This window comes from Alicyclobacillus fastidiosus (assembly GCF_026651875.1).
Lineage (GTDB): Bacteria > Bacillota > Bacilli > Alicyclobacillales > Alicyclobacillaceae > Alicyclobacillus > Alicyclobacillus fastidiosus.
This window is the reverse complement of record NZ_CP104067.1, coordinates 3,356,630-3,377,239: the sequence shown is the minus strand read 5'-3', so window position 1 is coordinate 3,377,239 and position 20,610 is coordinate 3,356,630. Positions and strand designations below refer to the sequence as shown.

The 20,610-nt window shown below is 46.1% G+C and carries 18 protein-coding genes and 1 pseudogene; 13 read left to right on the top strand and 6 right to left on the bottom strand.

All coding sequences use genetic code 11. The features are described from left to right. Window positions 1-259 precede the first annotated feature (259 nt). From NZD89_RS16690 to NZD89_RS29715, 6 genes are read left to right on the top strand one after another with little or no spacing between them, the layout of a single operon-like run. Window positions 260-1,267, top strand: a complete 1,008-nt coding sequence (locus NZD89_RS16690) for a LacI family DNA-binding transcriptional regulator (protein ID WP_268003929.1) — start codon at window positions 260-262, stop codon at window positions 1,265-1,267. Between the two features lie 42 nt (window positions 1,268-1,309). Continuing rightward, window positions 1,310-2,713 carry an ABC transporter substrate-binding protein gene (locus NZD89_RS16685; protein ID WP_268003928.1) on the top strand — a complete coding sequence of 468 codons (1,404 nt, stop codon included), beginning with the start codon at window positions 1,310-1,312 and terminating at the stop codon, window positions 2,711-2,713. A 33-nt stretch (window positions 2,714-2,746) separates the two neighbouring features. Next, on the top strand, window positions 2,747-3,685 hold the full coding sequence (locus NZD89_RS16680; RefSeq protein WP_268003927.1) for an ABC transporter permease subunit: 939 nt from the start codon (window positions 2,747-2,749) through the stop codon (window positions 3,683-3,685). Window positions 3,686-3,699: 14 nt separating this feature from the next. Further along, on the top strand, window positions 3,700-4,560 hold the full coding sequence (locus tag NZD89_RS16675; protein WP_268003926.1) for a carbohydrate ABC transporter permease: 861 nt from the start codon (window positions 3,700-3,702) through the stop codon (window positions 4,558-4,560). 16 nt (window positions 4,561-4,576) lie between these two features. Next, entirely contained in the window at window positions 4,577-5,860 is a 1,284-nt protein-coding gene (locus NZD89_RS16670; protein WP_268003925.1) for a CehA/McbA family metallohydrolase, read from the top strand. Window positions 5,861-5,880: 20 nt separating this feature from the next. Further along, entirely contained in the window at window positions 5,881-6,000 is a 120-nt protein-coding gene (locus NZD89_RS29715) for a transposase (RefSeq protein ID WP_369125203.1), read from the top strand. Window positions 6,001-6,445: 445 nt separating this feature from the next. Here the strand turns inward: NZD89_RS29715 and gad are convergent, their stop codons facing one another. Next, entirely contained in the window at window positions 6,446-7,849 is a 1,404-nt protein-coding gene (gene gad / locus NZD89_RS16665; protein ID WP_268003924.1) for a glutamate decarboxylase, read from the bottom strand. 989 nt (window positions 7,850-8,838) lie between these two features. On the opposite strand from gad, the gene NZD89_RS16660 reads away from it, so the two are divergent. Together NZD89_RS16660 and NZD89_RS16655 are read left to right on the top strand one after the other, a co-directional pair. Further along, a complete protein-coding gene (locus tag NZD89_RS16660) occupies window positions 8,839-9,762 on the top strand; it encodes a phosphotransferase enzyme family protein (protein WP_268003923.1) in 924 nt (307 codons plus the stop codon). Window positions 9,763-9,827: 65 nt separating this feature from the next. Next, on the top strand, window positions 9,828-10,352 hold the full coding sequence (locus NZD89_RS16655) for a GNAT family N-acetyltransferase (protein WP_268003922.1): 525 nt from the start codon (window positions 9,828-9,830) through the stop codon (window positions 10,350-10,352). 116 nt (window positions 10,353-10,468) lie between these two features. On the opposite strand, the gene NZD89_RS16650 is transcribed toward NZD89_RS16655, so the two are convergent. Next, window positions 10,469-11,629, bottom strand: a complete 1,161-nt coding sequence (locus tag NZD89_RS16650) for a styrene monooxygenase/indole monooxygenase family protein (protein ID WP_268003921.1) — start codon at window positions 11,627-11,629, stop codon at window positions 10,469-10,471. Window positions 11,630-12,269: 640 nt separating this feature from the next. On the opposite strand from NZD89_RS16650, the gene NZD89_RS16645 reads away from it, so the two are divergent. Then, complete coding sequence (locus NZD89_RS16645) at window positions 12,270-13,220, top strand: PLP-dependent cysteine synthase family protein (RefSeq protein WP_268003920.1); 951 nt, start codon at window positions 12,270-12,272, stop codon at window positions 13,218-13,220. Window positions 13,221-13,343: 123 nt separating this feature from the next. Here the strand turns inward: NZD89_RS16645 and NZD89_RS29710 are convergent, their stop codons facing one another. Beyond that, a complete protein-coding gene (locus NZD89_RS29710) occupies window positions 13,344-14,054 on the bottom strand; it encodes a HipA family kinase (protein WP_369125202.1) in 711 nt (236 codons plus the stop codon). Window positions 14,055-14,109: 55 nt separating this feature from the next. Then, complete coding sequence (locus NZD89_RS16640) at window positions 14,110-15,231, bottom strand: glycosyltransferase (protein ID WP_268003919.1); 1,122 nt, start codon at window positions 15,229-15,231, stop codon at window positions 14,110-14,112. A 209-nt stretch (window positions 15,232-15,440) separates the two neighbouring features. Here NZD89_RS16640 and NZD89_RS16635 point away from each other — a divergent pair, with 209 nt between their 5' ends. After that, window positions 15,441-15,860 carry a PIG-L family deacetylase gene (locus NZD89_RS16635; protein WP_268003918.1) on the top strand — a complete coding sequence of 140 codons (420 nt, stop codon included), beginning with the start codon at window positions 15,441-15,443 and terminating at the stop codon, window positions 15,858-15,860. Window positions 15,861-16,435: 575 nt separating this feature from the next. On the opposite strand, the gene NZD89_RS16630 is transcribed toward NZD89_RS16635, so the two are convergent. Next, entirely contained in the window at window positions 16,436-16,729 is a 294-nt protein-coding gene (locus NZD89_RS16630; RefSeq protein WP_268003917.1) for a YrhK family protein, read from the bottom strand. Window positions 16,730-17,204: 475 nt separating this feature from the next. On the opposite strand from NZD89_RS16630, the pseudogene NZD89_RS16625 reads away from it, so the two are divergent. The 3 genes and pseudogenes from NZD89_RS16625 (at window position 17,205) to NZD89_RS16615 (ending at window position 19,034) form a co-directional block, all read left to right on the top strand. Continuing rightward, window positions 17,205-17,776 (top strand): annotated as a pseudogene (locus NZD89_RS16625) (YbfB/YjiJ family MFS transporter). A 229-nt stretch (window positions 17,777-18,005) separates the two neighbouring features. After that, entirely contained in the window at window positions 18,006-18,299 is a 294-nt protein-coding gene (locus NZD89_RS16620) for a hypothetical protein (RefSeq protein ID WP_268003915.1), read from the top strand. Between the two features lie 561 nt (window positions 18,300-18,860). Then, window positions 18,861-19,034: a phosphotransferase-like protein gene (locus tag NZD89_RS16615; protein ID WP_268003914.1), complete on the top strand. Its 174-nt coding sequence runs from the start codon at window positions 18,861-18,863 to the stop codon at window positions 19,032-19,034. On the opposite strand, the gene NZD89_RS16610 is transcribed toward NZD89_RS16615, so the two are convergent. Continuing rightward, window positions 19,002-20,453 carry a transposase gene (locus tag NZD89_RS16610; RefSeq protein WP_268003913.1) on the bottom strand — a complete coding sequence of 484 codons (1,452 nt, stop codon included), beginning with the start codon at window positions 20,451-20,453 and terminating at the stop codon, window positions 19,002-19,004. The two genes, NZD89_RS16615 and NZD89_RS16610, sit on opposite strands and share 33 nt — an antisense overlap. Window positions 20,454-20,610: the final 157 nt, after the last annotated feature.

The window sequence follows — 20,610 nt, the reverse complement described above, 5'->3', positions numbered from 1 at the left end:
TGATAATGCAAGAGTTGGGGATTGTCAGGTTAAGGGGAGACGGAAGAGAGACGTCCGTACTTTACGTTCCACTCTGCCGAAGGCAATCGTTTGTGTCTGGCATAGTGGTGGATGAAAATGTTAGAGAAAGTGGTCATATAATTAAATCGGTTTTTTCTTAACTAGGTTTCATGGCCTATGAAATATCATAATTTTTAAATTTTTATATATACAAAGCCACAAAACCGTTTTAATATATGTAGCGAGGGGGAAGAGATTCGTGGCAACCATTGATGAGGTAGCGAAAATTGCTAAAGTGTCAAAAGGAACTGTATCCAATGTATTTAGTCGAAAACGATATGTTAGTCCCGACGTAGTCGAGAGGGTACTATCGGCAGCCGATAAATTGAATTTTAAACCCAATTACTGGGCGCGGACATTGACAACCAAAGAGACTAGAATAATTGGGTTAAATATGCCAGCAGAACGGATGAAATTTAGTCAGTTTCACTTGTCCCTTTTAAACGGAGCGTTACAAGAATGCTACGAACATGGCTATAGATTATTAGTGAATACTCTCTCATCAGAATACTTAAGTAAAGTTGAATTTATGGCCTCTGATCCTACAGATGGTGAAATCATTCTGGACCCCGAGGTAAATGACAAAAGAATTAAAGAAAGAATGACCAATGGGACGTCTCTGGTCGTGGTTGGGAGGCCGGCGGGAGACTATATCAACCAAATTCCATATGTGGATAACGATAACATTAGTGTTGCCGAATGTGTAATCGCTTACCTTATTGGGAAAGGCCACAGGCACGTACTCTTTTTGAATTCTTTTCGCTCTCGTACTGTAGCAAGAGACAGAACCTGGGGATATGAACTCGCGTATCGGAATGCAGGTCTAGAAATGAATCCTGAACTGGTACTGGATCGCGATGATTCACTCACGTCAGTGGAATTTGGTTATACAAGAATGAAACAGATGTTGAAAGCGTATCCAGAGATTACAGCTGTAGCGACAGATACGGATAAGATGGCGCTCGGAGTTTATCGTGCAGTCGCAGAAATGGGACTCAAAATTCCAGACGACTTGTCAGTCATTGCTTTCAGTGATGATTCAGTGTTTTCATCCGAATTCTCTCCTCCGTTATCGGGAATGCGTTTAAACGCCGAACGTTTAGGGCGTGAAGCAGCAGGGCTGTTAATTGAACGGATTAGGGATCCATCGACTCTTGTTACGAACAAAATCATACCAGCGGAATTAGTGATTCGTGAGTCTTGTTAACAATGGAATTGATTGTATAGATTATAAGGGAGTGTGACTTGTATGCGTTCAAGTTATCGACGCGCTATGACAGTAATAACAACATCAGTGCTGGCAACTGCCTTAGTTGGATGTGGAAATACTCAGTCTGGCTCCGCCCCAAATTCAAACAACGTTTCAAATGAACCTACGTTGACAATCGCTACCGGCGTCATAGGCGGAAAAACCCCGCAGGAAAACACCGCGTTTGCGAACGCGATTGGACAAGCCTTACATTGTAAAGTGCAGTTGATCAGCACAACCGGAAATAATTATGATCAGCAATTGATGACAATGCTGGCCTCTGGACAAAAAATTGATGTGGTATACACCGAAGGGAGTAGTCTATCGGAGCTCGCGAAAAATGGAGAAGTGACGAACTTACAAAGTCAAATTCAACATTCGTCCGTGTTGGGCAACCCTAAGGTGGTACCGCAATACGAGTGGGATGATATCAAGCTTTCGAGCCCAAACGGGCAAGGAATCTATGGTGTACCCGTCAAGTACCAAGGTGCGCTCATGCCTATTGTACGTGAGGACTGGTTGAAACAGTTAGGACTTTCTCAGCCAAAGTCTCTAAATCAATATTTTACCGTTTTCCAAACAATAAAAGAGAAAAAAAACGCCTACGGTTTAACATTGTCCTCGTTGTATGACATCGAGCCATTTATGAGTGCTGTTGGACTTAAAGAAGGTTATGTGATGCAAAATGGGAAACTGACTATTCCCTACGCAACATCCGCTGCAATTCCCGTATATACGTGGCTGAACAAACTATATGAGGACAAATTGCTAGATCCGAACTTCGTGACGAATAGTACGGCTGACGAACGAAACCTCTTTTTATCAGGGCGCGTGGGAATGTTCGTATATTGGGATGCCTGGGTTCCGATGTTGAATAACTTAGCGAAAACGCAAGGTGCTGGCGCTTCCTTTGATGCAGAAGCGTTACCCGGAGCCACTAGTCCTGATGGAGAGCCCCTAGTGTCCATGGGAGACACGAGCGTGTTCGCCATCCCATCCAATGCACCGGACAAGGCGTTAGCGTTCAATTTCTTGGAATGGTGGAATACTCAGCCCGGTGAAGTACTTGGTTCTCTCGGAGTGAAGGGAATCGATTACACCATGACAAATGGAAAGTATCAACTAACCTCAGTAGGTTCAGACGAAAATATGGATCACGGTGACCCAGAACCAATTAGTTCGTACTGGAAAAACCCATTCCCTCAGTTGCAGCAGGGATATGCAAATGCGAGAGAAATCGGCGTTAAATATGGCTATCAACCGCTCATCAACGCGAATTGGACCAATGCGCAGAACATCGTCTGGCAATATGGCGATGAAGCAATTCTCGGCAAGCTATCTCCGCAAGCTGCAGTGCAACAGATGCATGCGGAACTGTTGAGAGAACATTACATTGACCAGTAATGAATTCCATTTTTGAAAGTGAGGACTGTCAACTTGGCTAGCACAGGACTACTCCGTCCATCAACGGGACAAGCATTGGTCCACCAGCGAGATCGTCGTTGGAATAGGTGGAGACGTGCAATCCCCCTATATGCGATGTTGTTGCCAACGATTGCATACTTCATTGTCTTTACGTACTACCCGCTGGTGCATTCGGTGCTAATTAGTATGCAGGATTTTAATCTCATCGGAAACCGTCCGTTCGTCGGGCTTGAGAATTATCGAAATGTGCTCACAGATCCAACTTTTTGGGCTGACTTTCGAAACACTTTGATGTTGGGCATTAGCATGCTCACGATTGGCTTTGTGGCGCCTATCGTGATCGCTCTATCGCTGAACGAATTATTGCAACAGTGGATGAAACGAACTTTTCAAATGGTCATTTACCTGCCCCATCTATTCTCATGGGCGGTCGTTGGTGGATTGTGGGTTGAAATCCTCAATCCGGATGGTGGATTAGTCAATGCCGTACTGAATGCGTTCGGCATCTCCTCTGTCCAGTTTATGTCCGACCCGAATGTGGCCCGGTGGGTCATTATTCTGGTGAGTGTATGGAAGGACGTCGGCTTCAACTGTGTGATTTATTTGGCAGCGCTTGCGGGAATCAATCCGGAGCTCTACGCATCAGCACAGGTCGACGGTGCAAATCGCTGGCAAGAGACCTGGTATGTCACCATCCCAGGTCTCGCTAGGACCATGCAAATTGTCGGTCTTCTCTCCATTATGGGTGTGCTTCAGATGTTTGATCAGATTTTCGTGATGCGAAACGCGGTGATCCAACCGAAAGTAGATGTGTTAATGACATACGTGTATGATCAGGGCCTTACACAGATGAACATCGGTCAAGCTACTGCCAGCGCGCTAATTATTTTGGTCTTTACATTGTTGTTAACGGTGTTCACTCAACGACTGGTTCGGTACGACACAATTTGAAGGAGGGCATGTGGGTGCAACGTAAAATGACTGGCGGTCGTCTGGCCTTCATCATCGTGAACTTACTGTTTCTCGTGATAATCGCTTCCACTATGATTGTTCCTTTCTGGAACGCGATAGCTGAATCTTTCAGTTCCAATCTTGGCTCCATGCAACCAGGCATTCTCATGTGGCCACGAGATTTCAGCCTATCTGGATATAAAACAATTTGGACTGTGTTGGACCTTTGGCAACCATTTGAAAATAGCGTGATTGTCACCGTCATAGGCACTGTGCTCCACGTGTTCTTATCGGCATTGGCTGGCTATGCCTTGGCGCAGCCTTCACTCCCGGGGCGACGCGTGCTTACTATCTTCATTTTGATCACCATGATGATTCCATTTGAAGCCATCATGATCCCTTTTTACGTGGCCATCCAGGAATTTGGATTGCTCAACACGTTGTTGGCATTAATTCTGTCCGGCGCTGTTTCAGGCTTTAGTATTCTCCTGATGAGGAATTTCTTTCAATCCATTCCTATGGACATATTGGAAGCAGCAAAGATTGACGGGGCCGGTCACTTTCGTTCCTTTTGGCGTATTTTTATTCCTCTCTCGAAAGCCGGCTTGGCTACTGTCACATTATTCGAGTTCGTCGGACGCTGGAATAACCTATTGACAACGCTGTTGCTGATTAATAATTCAAGCAAAGACACCCTGCAAGTTGCGTTGTACGGATTGGTTGATCAGGGGTCGTCTACTTCAAGCGGAAATCTTGTCACAACCAACGTCAAAATGGCTGGGATTATCATTGCTGTCTTACCATTGATATTCGTCTACCCATTCGTCCAGAAATACTTCGTAAAAGGAATTTTCCTAGGAACCAGCAAGGAATAACGTAAGGGGTGCTAAAATGGAAAATGTATTGACGCTCTATACCGACATCCATAAAGAAAATGAAGGTGGATTTTTAGAAGTTCCTTTCACGGTACCAGAGAACATTGGAGAAATTCGTATTCAAGTGAGTGTCATGTCCGAGGAGCCAGAAAAATGCATCATTGATGTTGGGGTATCCGATCCAACGAAAGTACGTGGTTGGAGCGGAGGTTCTAAATATGACCTAACAATTAGTTTGGATCAAGCGACACCGGGATATAGAGCTGGAGAGATCAATCCAGGGAGATGGGCTGTCTTACTCGGTGCCTACACGGTTGACCGGGCCGGAGCTCATGTGGAAACCACAATCACACTATCTGAGCGAAGATCCAAGTGGTTCCGTGGCGATCTCCACATCCATACATTGCATAGTGATGGTGCGTACACACTTTCCGAGATAGACACCATTGCAAAGACCCAGGACCTTAACTTTATTGGATTGACAGATCACAACACTGTCAGTCAGAACTTTGAATTTCCCAGAGAATCCCCTGTCACTTATATTCCTGCGATGGAGCTTACAACTTACCGTGGTCACTGCAATTTGTTCGGAGTTACGAATCCAGTTGATGACTTTCGCGTACTTGATCAAACGACACTCGATAAAGCCATTGCGACAGCCAAAGAACGAGGTGCCTATGTTGCCCTCAATCATCCCCATGACACCAGCTATCCAAGTTGCAGTTGGCAGTGGAGTTGGGATTTTGACTTTGACTGGTTAGAAGTGTGGAACGGTCCGTGGCGCCCATACAATCAACAAACCCTTGATTGGTGGCAAGGACAGCTAGAGTCCGGGCGTAAGCTTGTAGCCATTGGTGGCAGTGATACCCACCGACCGCACCCGCAGGTACGGCATGGTATGCCGACAACTTGGGTTATGAGTGAATCAAAGAGTTCCCAAGCTCTCCTTGAGGCAATTGACCAGGGTCACGTGTTTATCAGCTATAAGCCGACGGGTCCGACCCTAGATTTTACTTGCGGTGGGTACATCATCGGAGACACCGTTCCAAGTGGAGAAGTTGACGAACTTGTTTTGATTATTAATCATCTTGAAGCTGGAGATATAATTCATTTGATTTCGGAACAAGGAACGGAAAAAACATTCACAATACAATCTGATACATCTGAGTTTAAGTACCAATGGCACGCTGAATGCCGTAAGTTTTGGCGTGTTGAAGTGTGGAGGAGATTTGGCGAGGTGGATGATACTTTGATGGCCGCCCTATGCAATCCAATTTATTTCGACACTAGCGTGGATTGAGCGATTGGTGAGTCGGATTCATGCGTAACAGAATGAGTGTACCTGGAATTGGGCTCGTAACAGCCGCTAGGTTTATTGCCGAAGTTGGAGTATCTTCTCGTATAAACACCCTCGACAGATGCAAAGGCTGGCGAGGGTGACCTGAAGGGGAACAGCTCGGGGACCACTAGGGCCGTACTCAGATCAGCAAACGTGGAAGGTCGAATTTACGCGCCTTATCGTTTCGGCGTGCGATCCCACTGATTACATACGCGGAGCTTCAGAGCGTGCACAAGTACCACACGCAGAGGTCAGATAACCCACTGATAAAAGTGCAGTCAATCTGGATTCATGCTGTAAGTTGATTCGACAATGGCGCTAGGGCCACAGAAATAAACATATCGTTCATGTACAAAGACGCCCCTCTCTGAGAGGCGCTCGAAAAAGATATAAATTTAGTGAAAGTGGGCACCAATTTGACTGCTTACTTGTTGCTGAACTTTTGGGAGCCAAACTTCTATTATACCGTTTTCATATGATGCTTTGGCCCCTGTACGTCTACGGACGCGATTGTTAATTTTTTATGCAAAGCTTCATTTTTACGCTTCAATGATGAAAACCGTTGTCTTTCTTTGTCTGATGTGGCATGGGCCCATCCAAAGAATCCAGATACGTAACGGCCTGTTTCAAATTCATCAAGAATAAGTGAGCAAGGTCCATGGAAAATCCGTTTCGAACCACAACGCGCATAATCGTCACATCCTCCATATTTGGGGGCATAGGATAAGCGGGCACTTGCCATCCATACGTGCGCAATTGTTGAGACAAATGATAAAGATTCCAATTTGATGTGTACCCATCTTTCAGTCGCCACGCGAATACAGGAATATCCGAACCGTCGGTAAATAATTCAAACGGTCCCATATTACCAATCGCCGCACTAAGAAATTGTGCCACTGACTGACAGGTCTTTTGCACTGCATAGTACCCGTCTTTGCCTAAACGCAAAAAATTATAATATTGCAGCAGTACTTGGGCGCCGGGACGAGAGAAGTTTAAGGCAAAGGTCGGCATGTTTCCACCTAAGTAGGACACTCGGAAGATAAGATCCTCCGGGAGATCTTCAGCTTCACGCCAAACCACCCATCCCAGACCAGGATAGACGAGTCCATATTTGTGCCCGGATACATTGATGGACTTCACCCTAGGTAATTGAAAGTCCCAGACCAAGTCTGGTTGAAGAAAAGGGGCTACCAATCCCCCCGATGCAGCATCTACGTGTATCGGAATGTCCAGGCCTGTCCGCGCCTGTAAATCGTCCAAGGCTTTGGCGATAGCAGCAATCGGTTCGTAAAGTCCTGTGTAGGTAACCCCGAGAATCGGCACCACAGCAATGGTATTTTCGTCTACGACAGAGAGAACTTGTTCTGGCACCATATAAAGGTGATCAGGGGTAACGTTCACATAACGCGCCTCTACATCCCAATAGTTCGCGAATTTTTCCCAAACGACCTGAACAGCGGAACTAAAAACGATATTCGGACGGTCAATTGGTTTTCCCTGTCTTTTACGTGAATTTTGCCAGCGCCGCTTTAACGCGAGACCTGCCAGCATACATGCTTCCGATGATCCCGTCGTCGAAACGCCCATCGTACTCTCTGGATGAGGAGAATGCCACAGATCAGCTAAAATGTGGACGCATCGCTCCTCTATCGCCGCTGTCTGTGGGTATTCATCTTTATCAATCATGTTCTTGTCAAACGATTCGGCGTATAAGCGATCTGCGGCCGGTTCCATCCATGTGGTCACGAATGTTGCAAGATTTTGGCGCGCATTGCCGTCTAGAATAATTTCATCATGAACAATTTGATAAGCTGTTTCGGGTAACATTCCTTGGTCACGCATGCGAAATCGTGGAACTGCGTCTTCTCCCTCGAGAGCAAACATGGGATTAACAGATAATTCGTGAGGCAACTTCATTTGACTCTTGTGTGGGTTCCAATGGGGCATATCGGTTTACTCCTCCTAATATTTCTCAGTATCCTGAGCGGCATCATGCTCGTACGATACCCAAAAGTGAGCTGATGTAATGTTACATGTCGCTAACCGAGCCATTTGTAGGTGTAGGCAATCGCATCTTGTGTAACCACATGTTGTCGCATGTGAGTATAGAGTGTGAATAAACTGTGTGAGAGATACAAATTTCCAGGTATTAATCACTCAAAATGTTGATCAGCGGTGGGGACATCGGGAGTTCGGCACGGTGGACCCAAACAATGGACAATGTACCGGTTTCACGGATCCTTATTCAATTGGTTTTTTGGAATGGAATGGTCTACATTGGGATCGTTATGAGAATTCAGTGTTTACTGCATTAGAACCATGGGAGTTTGGCAATGTCGTTGAGCCAAATCTTGTGTATCACGATGGTAAATGGAGAATGTGGTATTTGCAAGGACCCGATAGGGAATCCAAACAATACTTCCACGGCTATGCTGAGAGCGTAGATGGCAAGACGAATTGGACCAGACATCCATATTGGCATGGTGAGCCGGACATTTTTGATCACGCCGTGATTTCAGCAAACGGTCGCATTGAAACAGTCTTTGCTCGATATCCGCTCTTATCGAGAAGTGTTGCCAGCCGAGATGGTCTATGTGGTATCAATCAGACTTTCCATACGATGTACGGGACATGTGGAAATCCAAATTGTGAACCCGGAGTCGAACAGCCTTCCTTCACGTATGTTCGTCTCAGGTGGAGGTCAATACGACCTCCATCTTTTCATTGTTGTATCAGGATATCGTGCTTGATAAACTGGGCAAATTGTCTTGTAATCTTGTTGCTGGCTTAGATAGACGTTACCAGGTGTGGTGCTCGGTTGGCACAGTTATGTCGGTCCGGCTTGTGAAACATCAGGTGTGATACCTATTGTGATAACGTTTGAATGTGCTCGGGTATTAGTAAGATACAGCGTCTACTGGAAGCGGTGAATTGAAATGCAAGAACATGAATGGAAGTTTATTGTTGGGTCCTATTCGTGGAACGTATCTGATACAACTTTTCATCTGTTACAGCATGTCGAAAACGATACCTATGTTGTTCATACTCCGAATGGAAAGTACATTTTGCGACGCTACAGACAAGGCCGATATTCACCAGACCAGATTCGTGCGGAACATGAGTGGATGAATATCTTGGGGGATTTTATTCCTGTTCCGAAAGTAGTTAGGAATACGGACGATGACTCGGTGTCAAGACTCGCCATATCCAATGAAGAACTTCTCTATGCTGCGTTCGAATTTGTAGATGGTCAAGTCATTGAGAAACCGACATCCTTTGACTATTCCAATCTCGGTCGCCTCATGAGAAAAATGCATAATAGCACAGATTCTGTTATGAAACGTCTAGCACCTCAATGGAGAGGGTGGCATCGCCCAAAGTATGATTTAAAACAAACCGTTGAGGAACCTTTACGCAACTTATTAGACTTCGGTGTTTTATCCGACGCTGATAGACAACGCTGTCTGGAAATTGCCCAAGAACTGAGAAGACGGTTTGATGCGTTTGGTTCTCGTAAACAATTTATTCATGCTGATTTGCACTTCGGCAACATTTTGGTCACGCAGGACAAGTGGTGCTGCCTTGACTTTGATGAGTGTGGATTCGGTCACAGAGCCATTGACATGGGTGTGGTACGCCTTCATCTCAAGAATAAGGAAAAGTCCCTTGAATATTGGACCGATTTCATAACCGCATACGGGGATGGATTCAGTAGAGAGGAAATTTCTTTGGGTACAGCGATTAGAATATTCTATATGGCTGGAAAAATCCCGAAACGTCAGGACGTAGAAGATTTAAGAAGCCGACCCGATGAGCGGATTAGAAGGTATCTGGGATGGATCGAGTCAGAAATTTATTAGACTACGGAAGCATTCGTGCATGTCGTATAACGAATTTGGTTGTATATAGGTGGGAGGGTGCCTCAATGGTCTTTGAATCCGAGAACGTTTACATCGAACCAATTCAGATGGTGGATGTCGAGAATGTAGTTGAAATATACAATTCTAACACACAGTTTTTACGACATCACATTCGAGATAATCAGGTTACGTTTCAATGGGTGGTTGAAGAACTGGAATCAATGAAAAGCTTGGGTTTCTCCTCTTGCAAAGTACTTAGGAAAGACGTTCAAAAAATTGTAGGGATAATTGATTTTAAAATAGATGAGGAAAGCTATCTATCATTACTTATGATACACAAGGACTACGCGAATAGGGGATTCGGAAAGCAGATCTATAAGGCATTTGAGGAGTACGCAATATCGAGACACAGCAAGCGTATAAGATTGGATGTAGTCACTGGTTATAACGATAAAGTGTTTCATTTCTGGCTAGAAAACGGGTTTGATAAAGTTGAAAATATAACGCTTAACTGGATGGGGATCAGTTTACCAGCTATTACGATGGAGAAAAATTTGTATTTGGACAAATCACTGGTTATCGTTTCTTGAACGAACGGCGCCAAATACGATACAACACATCGGTCCCTCATCTTGGCATCGTGCCTGTGCACCACGTCGAGGTACGGGGAGTCCCTCGTAGGGGGACCCCCATATTGAGCATGAAGTTATTGCTCATGGCCACCATTTTCGTGGATTTCATCTTTGTAGAAGAAGTCATTGTATGCAGACGATGGAGTTCTAAACCAGTTGGCGATACGATCTGCGACGGCTTGATTTGTTCTACCTTCCATAATCATCCCGAGAATGTGTTCAGGCAATGGTCGTAGCATGGCATGACTCCAACTGACCACATGATTTACGTATGGCTTTGATTTTTCCCAATACGATTGAAATGTGGTTTCGTCCCATTCTCGAGAGGCGTCATCAAGTAAGGCGCAAAAGAGTTGTTCGGTCAGGTAAGAGGCTGTATTGTCACCCTGTCCCGTGATCGGGTCGTTGAGAACTACACTGTCTCCACAACCGACGACGAACCTACCATTCACTTCACAATATGGAATATGTACTTCAGATCGCACGGCTACACGCAGATAGGCGTGATCGTCGCATAAGGAGAACTGTTCTCGGGTCAATCGATTCCGTATCTCCGGGAAAAATGACTCGGTGATGTCCAACATGATGGAACAGAAATCTTGTGCATGATGGGCACGATGAAACACGTCTAACTGTCCTCCGGGCACCGCTTCGACAAACAGGATGGTCACTGGGCCCACTTCCGTTAGTGCGGGAATTTCAAACAATTCACCTTCGCCTGGGAGTATGTGAGCGAGAATGCCAACAGGTTTTGCATTTTCGACACCTAAGAAATATCCAACGCTACATTTGCGAAGCGGGGTCGCAATTTTCGGCATAGAAGAGTCCAACGGAAAGGGAGCCACTGGACCAGAGCGCCCGGTGCAATCTACAACGAGATCAAATGACTCGACCATGCCCGAAAGTTGCTCCGAAGAGACCTTTGCGTAGACGAAATGCACGCCTTGCCGTTGTAAATCTGCCATACATTCGGAAAAGTACAGGCGCTGATCGATGGAATAAGCGGGTTTATCAAGTGAACCGGCGAAGAACGTTTCTCCCCCGACTGACACGTGGACAGAAGTCAGTTCTTGGGCGTTGGGCCACGTGGGCATGCGATACAATCGTTCTCTGGCGATGGTGGAAGAGAAGTGAACTTGGGTGGATCGAATTCTTCCGGTGCGAACTTCATCTGCAGACTGGGGCGTGAAGATGGTGACATCAAACTGATGGGTTGTCAACAACTGGTAAGCCAAATGGATTCCGGCTGTACCACAGCCTAAAATAGCGATGGTCTTTTCAACATGCGCCCTCCCACTGTTTCGTTGTTCACGATGACTTTGATCACTACTGACCTATTTTTTCTCAACATTAAATATTGCGTGAAATCATTGCGTATGTGGGGATAGGTGTCCTATACACAATTGAGGCAGGGGACCAAAAGTACGTGCGGAGGCCTTGTTGTAGTTGTTGCATGCACATGTCATGGGGATATTAAGATTGCTACGAAGGAATCGGTGTTGCTAAAATAATTGCGAGGACACCAACTACAATACACCCGAAAACACTAGGCGCTATCCAGCCAACACGAGGGTTTGAAGGTTGTGGTACCTCACCCATGGTGTCGCGAACAATCTCTTTATCAATATTGCTTTGGGCGTCCTCGCCGAATTTTTTCCGGAACCTCATTGGGTCTAAAATCATGGCAAATAGAGAATAATAACATTTACTATAAATGTATGGATTTTATGTAATACAAAACAGGGAAGGTGAGCGACATTTTCACTGTACTGTCTCACTAAGAAGTATAATGATTAAATAGCATAAGGGTCTCTTATCATATTTATTAAGTTTTGAATTATTATAGTTTTAAGTAATTTATAAGAAGGCGATAAAATGGCGATTCTAACCGGAATTCATGAGGTCATTGGTAATACCCCCATAGTAGAACTGTCCAGATTGACAAAAGGGCTAACAGGTAGACTGCTTGCAAAGCTCGAATACTTGAATCCAGGTTTCAGTAAAAAGGATCGTGCGGCCTTGCAAATAATTAACGAGGCGGAGGGTTCAGGGGAACTATCGCCTGGTCAGACGGTGGTTGAGTTGACAAGTGGCAACATGGGCACGGGACTTGCTATTGTCTGCGCCGTCAAGGGATACCCATTTGTGGCTGTGATGTCTAAAGGCAATTCCATGGAACGGGGACGGATGATGAAGGCTCTCGGTGCTGAGGTGATTCTGGTCGATCAAGCTCCAGGTTCCTTACCGGGACTGGTGTCTGGGGAAGATTTGCAATTAGTAGAGGAAGTGGCTCAAAAAATCACAAGTGAACGTAACGCCTTTCGAGCAGATCAGTTCCTCCGTCGAGGGAATGTTCACTCGCATGAGTACGGTACGGGCCTAGAGATTTGGGAACAAACCGGCGGGAAAATCGACGTCTTTCTCGATTTGGTGGGTAGTGGTGGAACTTTTACCGGCTGCGCCAGGACCTTAAAAGCTCGTGGGACAAGCATACGGTGCTATGTAGTTGAACCGGCGTCGGCTCCATATTTGGCTGGGAAACCGATAATCAACCCCAATCACAAAATTCAAGGCGGCGGATACTCGATGGATCTTCCTTTTCTTGAAGAAGGACTAATCGACGGATACCTACAAGTTTCAGATGATGACGCCAAAGCGGCGGCTCGTGATCTCGCGCGGAAGGAAGGGATTTTTGCGGGTTTTTCAACGGGAGCCAACATTGCGGCAGCTCTACGGCTACTACGAACAACAGAGCAGGGCTCAACCATCGTGGTCACAGTGAACGATTCCGGTCTAAAGTACCTAAGTACGGATTTATTTATCTGAGCCCAATACGCAATAGGAATTCATTGGCTGCCAGGATGGCAGCCGCTTGTAGCAACCATTATCTGTGATTCAGAAAAAGCGGTGGACGTTGTGCCCACGCGTTTATAACTATTTGTCTCAGTGCTAGACCCTCTTTGAGAGGTGGGCTTCGCAGGTTAAAAGAATGCGAGGGAGACGACGTCTAGGTCGCAACAGAATTTTCTCTGTCAAGATTTTATCTCCAGGGGAAATGAACCTTGATGGTACGCTGTTTATTACTCTGCGAATGGTTTTGGGGTGGATTCTCCGTATTGTACGTACGTATGGGGCAAGCTTACTGTAGTCGCGGCCATGCGACCGTAAGATTGGCTTATATCCATATGTGTACCGAATCACATCATCCCAATATGCTGAACACCAGCGCCGCTCCTCATATCGGACAGCGCCTAGCAGCGTGAGTTCATGATCAATCAAATAAAAATTGTATTTCTTCCCCGTGGAGTAAACCATAATGTTATTTCCGCTGCGGTCGACATTGCACACCCAGACGTCAAAAACAAAGGTTTTGTATAGTCGTTTTGGTTTGATAATTATCTTACGTAAGTTGGAGCGTTTGCGCAGGACCTGTTTCCAGGTTCGTACTTTTCGGCTGTGATTAGCTATTGAGAGGACGCCGACTTTTCCGTTTATCGTAGCAACCTTGGTTGTTGCCACAGGAAGTCCAAGCAATTTTGCTAGGCGGTTACAAATCAGTTCATTTGCGAGAGTGGTCCAGTACGGCGATAGTACCTGGGGTTCGTAAATTTGAAGAAACCCGTTTGTAGCCTTCCATTCCTCCAGCGGACAACCTTCCAAACCGTTAAATATTCTCCCTTTAGCGTTTTTTCAATCCTCCAACCATGGGATTTCCTCATGCCTCTTGCCCCCCGTACGTAACCTTTCGATACACACCGCTCGTCAGTTTTGCAGTACGTACAACCGAAAAACGTCGAACGACCATGTTTCGACCGAACTTTCCAGCAGATTTGTTCAACCGCTCATCACGTATGAGTTTTTTCATGTCATTTGCGAGTCGCCTTACAGTAATTTCACCACTGGCACGATTGTCTCCAAATTGGCTCGATGCGTTTCTCTTCCAGGTGCTTTGAGTAACGATTCCTTCGTATCCAGCAATTCCTGCTGCAATCACGGGTTTCGCACAGGACATTGCTTCTAGGGCAACTCTGCCGGTACCGACCACAAGCGTGGCTGATCGATAGTAGTTTTGTATTTGCGTTGTTGGTGGCAGTACACGAACCGCTTTTCTGCCCAGTCGAGTATTGACCCGCTTAGCCAACTTGGAAAGCTGGGCGCGGTAGGCCCCATAACCGACTACGACGGACACAACATTGGCACGATTGCGAGCGACTCGCTCTGATGCCAAGATAAATTTTCGTGCAATACGCCATTTATCCGACTGAAGTCGACCTACGTACAGACAAATGTGTCCCTTTTCAGGGAGCCTAAGCTTGCGTCGACGTGAAATCGAATCAGCCTTTGGAGAGTACACTTGAACGTGGATTCCGTTGGGTATCCATTTGACCTTACTGCTCGGGCACCCCGCTCGAATGAGTCGTTTCCGCACTGTACGTGAGACTGCAATCACACGATTACACGCTCGTGACGCACGCTTCAGTTCAGTACTGGAAAAGTACGTTCCGTGTACAGTTATCACGCGTGGAACATGTGGTAATTCCTTGGACAGATGTCGAAGCATGCCAAAGGATTCGATGTCATGGGCATGAATGATGGAATAACCGTGTCCTTTGACGATAGTGGAGATGTACCTTGCGGCTGCGGTGGTCGATAATCGCTTAGACCTGGGGATCTTGTGTACAGTAATTCCTTGTCTGCGCATGACTTGCACATAAGGTCCACCATAGGTGGCGACTGTAACCCCAATTCCGTGCCGTTTGAGAGCTTTAGACAGCGACACAACGTGCGTTTCTGTGCTGCCAAATTCTGGTATTGCGATGATGGCTAAGACCTTCATCGCGACCCCTCCCTAAATTATCATAGAACGCATTGTATGGTCTGAATGTCGAGTACCGTCACGGCTACAACACTAAGTCCGTTCGCTCGCTAAGTTGGAGCGCCGTTTGGTTTGCCCTGTCGTTGATCCCCTCCGTGACATAACTTAGATAAGCCAACGGAGTTCGGGGAAGCGAGTACGATTTCTAAACAGTCTGTTCGGAGGCGGTTGTGGCAAAGAGACTAATGGTTGTGGCGCATCCTGACGACGAAATTATATTTGGTAGGGCACATTTGCTTAAGCAGAAAAACTGGAAAGTTGTGTGCGTCACAAACGGCTACAACAAAACCAGAGCGAAGGAATTTGCGAAGGTCATGAAACGCATTGGAGCGGAATATGAGATTTGGAACTACAAAGATACGTATTCGTATCGGTTTAATAGAGGTGGTCTGAAGAGAGATTTGCAAAAGTTAGTTCGGAGAAATCGGTTTAAAAAGGTGGTCACCCATGGGGTGCAGGGAGAATACGGACATCCCCAACATAAAGTCATCGGGCAAATTATGCGTAAAATTGTGAAGAGAAACTTATACGCCTTTAGCACCAAGGAAGCTGACTCCAAGAGTGCTCCAACGAAAAAAACGATTACTTAAATTGTATCGTAGCCAACGCAAGACCATATGGGAGTTGTGTCGTGCCGATCATCTTGATCAGTACATTGAAAGAGAACGCTTTGTTCGGGTAAAACAAAATGAGCCATCCAGACGACGGAATCCACGATGAAGCGGACACCCTGATTTGGAGACACAACCGTCGAATCCCTTAAATCAGGGTACGGGGATAACTCCCAGAAGTTCGCGTATTCACCGGTGCATGGATATATACGGCGTCTTACCGCAGTCAAATGTCACTCTCGGGCGGATAAATGCGATCGTTGCTATCGAAACAATGGGTTGTTACATATGGGTGAAGCTATGCCGGGGGATGTTGGCGCGTAGTTAGAACCATTTTGAATCGCAATGGGAGTTGCGGAGTGATGTCCTTGCTCTGCTGCATCGAGTTGCACAACGCTTGCAGGAAGTAGGTATGGAGACTATCATGGATTGATTGCCGAGGTGGTTGGAAGTAATTATATACAATGAGAGGAGAAGAACTAACTAAGTCCGTTTTGGAGCGACGAGGGTATATTTGCCGTTATTCAAAGCTCCCGCCTCCCACGTAGAAGGACTTATCCAATTCGCTGGCCGAAGTACTTCAGTCGGTGCAAATGAATCTTTTGAGCAACTCGAATAACGGGGCCTATAAGCATTTGAACGCTGCCGGCAAGGAATAACCACGTCCCCCAATAAACCAATCTCCCATAAAAAAACATTATGCTTCCGACGATAAACCAAAGAGCTAAGAGTATATCATTGATGATGTGTAACCATTCGTAACGCTCGTTGATGACCACTTTTCTCTGCTCAAAGTCCACATCGATGATTTCATTGCCTTTTTTGATTTCGATGTCCTTCTTTGACACTGTATCCTCCTAATTCCTTGTCGTCAGTTTGCTCCATAGTATTTCCAAAGATAAATATTTTCACCGGACTAATGGATGCGTGGGATGACATCATGAGGGAATCATTTCTACAATCGATACCTGAGAGGCTTGTCGACATTACTGAAGACAAACGCTCAACTGACGTTACATAAATATTCCAGATTGACTGCTTCGGCCTATTGCACAATGGGGCAGTTAAACGTAATAACGGTTTGTATATTGTGGAACGAGGGAGTATCAGTACAATGACCGAATCAGTCAATGTGGCAGTTATGAATGCACTGCTATGAACTAACGTGATCTAGTGAAGAAGCCCAAGCGACACCGCTTTCGCTTTGTTGAACAATTTCAATAAACCTTTTCAGCTCGGTGATAAAAATGAATCTTTCCGACGAACCAAGACAGTTGGAACCTGGCACAGAGACGTGAGCTAAGAACTTACTTTCCCTGGCTCATGGTGGCATATGGCTGTGAGGGGCTTGGCTATATCATCACAGGCTCTTTTCTGGTGACGATGGCTACAAAGATGCCAACGCTTAATGGATTTTCGGCGTATTGTTGGGTTGCGGTTGGTCTAGCGGCTTTACCTTCTTACATCGTGTGGGCGTACCTCGCCCATCGGTGGGTGACGTTCCTGCACTTGTGGCGGCTTACCTTCTGCAAGCGCTTGGTGTGCTGTTACCGGTAGTCGCATCGAATGCTTTGGGGGGTTATCTTGGATCCATCCTGTTTGGCGGTACATTCATGGGCATCACCACGCTAGGGACGATGTTAGGGAGGAAATTACGTCCACAGGACAGCAGTAAAGCTATTGGTCTAATGACCGGGATTTTTGGGATCGGCCAAATCGTCGGTGCCGCTGGGACAGGTCTGCTGGCCAGTCATTTAGGAGGGTTTGGTGTGCCTACCTTAGCTGCAAGTGGCGTAATCTTCATTGGTGCTGCTATTCTGCTTATCGGAAGGATCTTTCCACCAGCAAATGGTCGGAATGCGAATCGAGACACCGGTAACTGGCCGAACCTATAGAGGTACCGGTGTTTATACGAGAAGGCACGGGCACCTTTATTGCTAAAGGGCAGACTAAACCAATAAAGATCAGTGCCTTTCGAGAAATATACGCATACTCTAATCCAGCAGGAGACTACAGCTGGCATTGAGGAATATAACAATGACCTTGCTGTAGCTTCAAAGTTTAATTGGACTGGAGCAATGAAGAAAACGTCTAATGATATCGTGGTTAAGGAGGTAAATAAAAATGGGTTTTTTCGATTCACTTCGCAGAGCGGCGGAAGGTATTGGTCCAGATGGACAATATGATAATAACCATCATTGTGCTCGATGTCAGTTGGCGATGCAGTACCATGGTGCTCATGCCATCCGGACCGGAGGACTAAGCCGTCGGGCAGGGTTTGTAACTGACCTTTTGTTAGGTGGACGAGATGAGGAGTTTCTTAATACAGCGTTGGAACGTAATGTTGCAGTACACGTGTTTGTATGTCCTCAATGTGGTTCAATCGACTTCGTCAATGATCCCCAACATGGGTTTTAATGCCCTTGTAGTGCACCTCAAGTACGGCTCGAAATAGGAAAACATCAACAATGAAAAGGGGCTGTCCCAAAAGGGTCGTACCAAGTCATCCAGTCCCAACATCATATAGAAAAGCCTCCAAATCCACAGTGAAAGTGGAGATGGAGGCTTCTTGTTTTAAGGAATTCTTAATCAAAGTGGGGCTTCAAAAATCCAAAATTGACTTTTGGGACACCCCCTTTTCTCATCCTAAGCTTCATCAATTTATTAGTACTTCAGCAGCAACTCTTTTGAATGAATATCCACACCGTAAATACCACGCTCATTGAACTTTTGAGTTTAGCGACAGAGGATTTGAGAGTAGCAAATGTTCCTTCGAGATTTACGATACCGAAAAATAAACTGAAAATACAGACTGAAGTATCTAAAAATATCATGCTACACTTGAACCCTGTAGTACATCTCTGAACCTAATTCGCATCCAGCGTGAGGGCGAAATGTAGCTTGTATTACTGGTGTGGCAGCGACACGTCAGCGGATTAGCCCAGCAGTATAGACAAGGTACTATATGGAGGGTAACGTGTGGCACACGAAGATAACCTCGGAAAGACAGTCATCCTGAATGGTACTCCGAGATCTGGGAAGACCAGTATTGCTACCGTGATCCAGAACACGTTCGATGGTGTGTGGATGAATCTAGGAGGTAGTCAATTTAAGCATGACCTATGCAGTTGTCCCCAACAATTGGTTGGTTGAAAAGGGACAGAACCACCCGATTTCTAGATTGGGTGGCCAAAGTCTACGAATCAGTCTTGCAAAATCCTTTGCGACTGTGTCAAGATCGAGTGTAATCGAGTCTGGTTTATTTCTACTATGGACTCGACGTGTGTGGCAGCGGATGCAAATTAGATTGCGGATCACTTGGCCGTGGGTGCAATCCTCTTTGCCCGCTGTTTTTCGTTGTGCCCAAAGCAGATACCGAATGAGAGTTTCCGCCGTGAATAGCAGCGTCAGGTGTGCATGAATGTGGTTCTCGTTTTGTGAATGGCAGTTCAACATACCCAACTCTTGCTTGGCTGTACGAAACAGGATTTCAATATTCCAGCGGCGTAGCCATGCCCCAAGCACTTCCTGTGGAACGTCGTGACGATTACTCATCAGCAGATATGCACCCTTGTAGTCGGCCGCGGGTTCGTGGTCTGATTCGTCGGTTGTGTCGATCCTGCTTCGCTCGGTATCCTTAGACTCCTCCTTAACCCGCCAGCCAACCACTGCAGCAATGGGTGTGTACTTCATTTTTATGATCATTTGTCCTTTACGATTGCGTTTTTCTGCCGGCATCTGTATGTAGATATCCTGACAGACTACAGAAGCAACTTTCGCCTTGGGTTGCATCTTCAAGCGCGGATAGACTTCACGAATCAAATCTATGGGCTGTATGGGAACAAATCGTTCACGCCCGGTGCCCGGTTCAATGAGTCGACGGAACAGCTTCGTATTGCGTTTCGCCTTCGTGATCCAATCGAAATTGGCAGACTCGCACTGACGCAAGAATGGTTTGCTGAAGTACCAACGGTCCATAACAACCCACAATCGACACGATACTTGTTTGCGAACATCCTGAAGCATGCGCCATGCCAAGTCTAGTTTTGAAGACTCTTTAGCTGTCTCCGATTCTGGTTTCTTCCAGATGGAATAGGACCATGGGTACTCAACACCGTTTCGGCGAACAGCGTGTAATGCGACGATGTTCATGGCCCATGTGTAGGTTTTGCTGGAACTGTCGTAAAGCCAATAGAGAAAGGGGATTTTCTTCGCATATGGGTGTGGTGCATGCGTGTCGTCCAAGGCCAGAACATCGCCATTTGTTAGTGCAGTGTCTGTGTCATCCTGAAGCCTTTCAGTACGCTTATTGTTGAATACATCCCAACCGGAAAACCCGGTCAGAAACCGACTGAGTGCGGATTGCGATATCTTCTTCGCGCCGAGTGTCTGTTGCAGTAGACCGTCTTGGTTATAAAACGACGACAATGCATTCACCGAGGGAGAACGGTTAATTAATCCGACCACGTAAAGGAAAGCAAGGACCCAGGTCGCCACACCGCGAACTTTGAAAATGCCGGATTGAGATAGTAGCAGAGAGAGGTCAAAACGCTCCCACAGGGTACAAAGCAACGGTATCCCACCGACCTGACTGAACGACGATAAAACTTTGAACTTTGGTTTGCATAAATTCGCCACGCACAACACCCGAATCACTAAGAGGTAGGTAACCAGTACCTTCTCGGCGATTATTGCGGTGTTTTTGATTTGTCAAGTCTTTTCTTGTTTT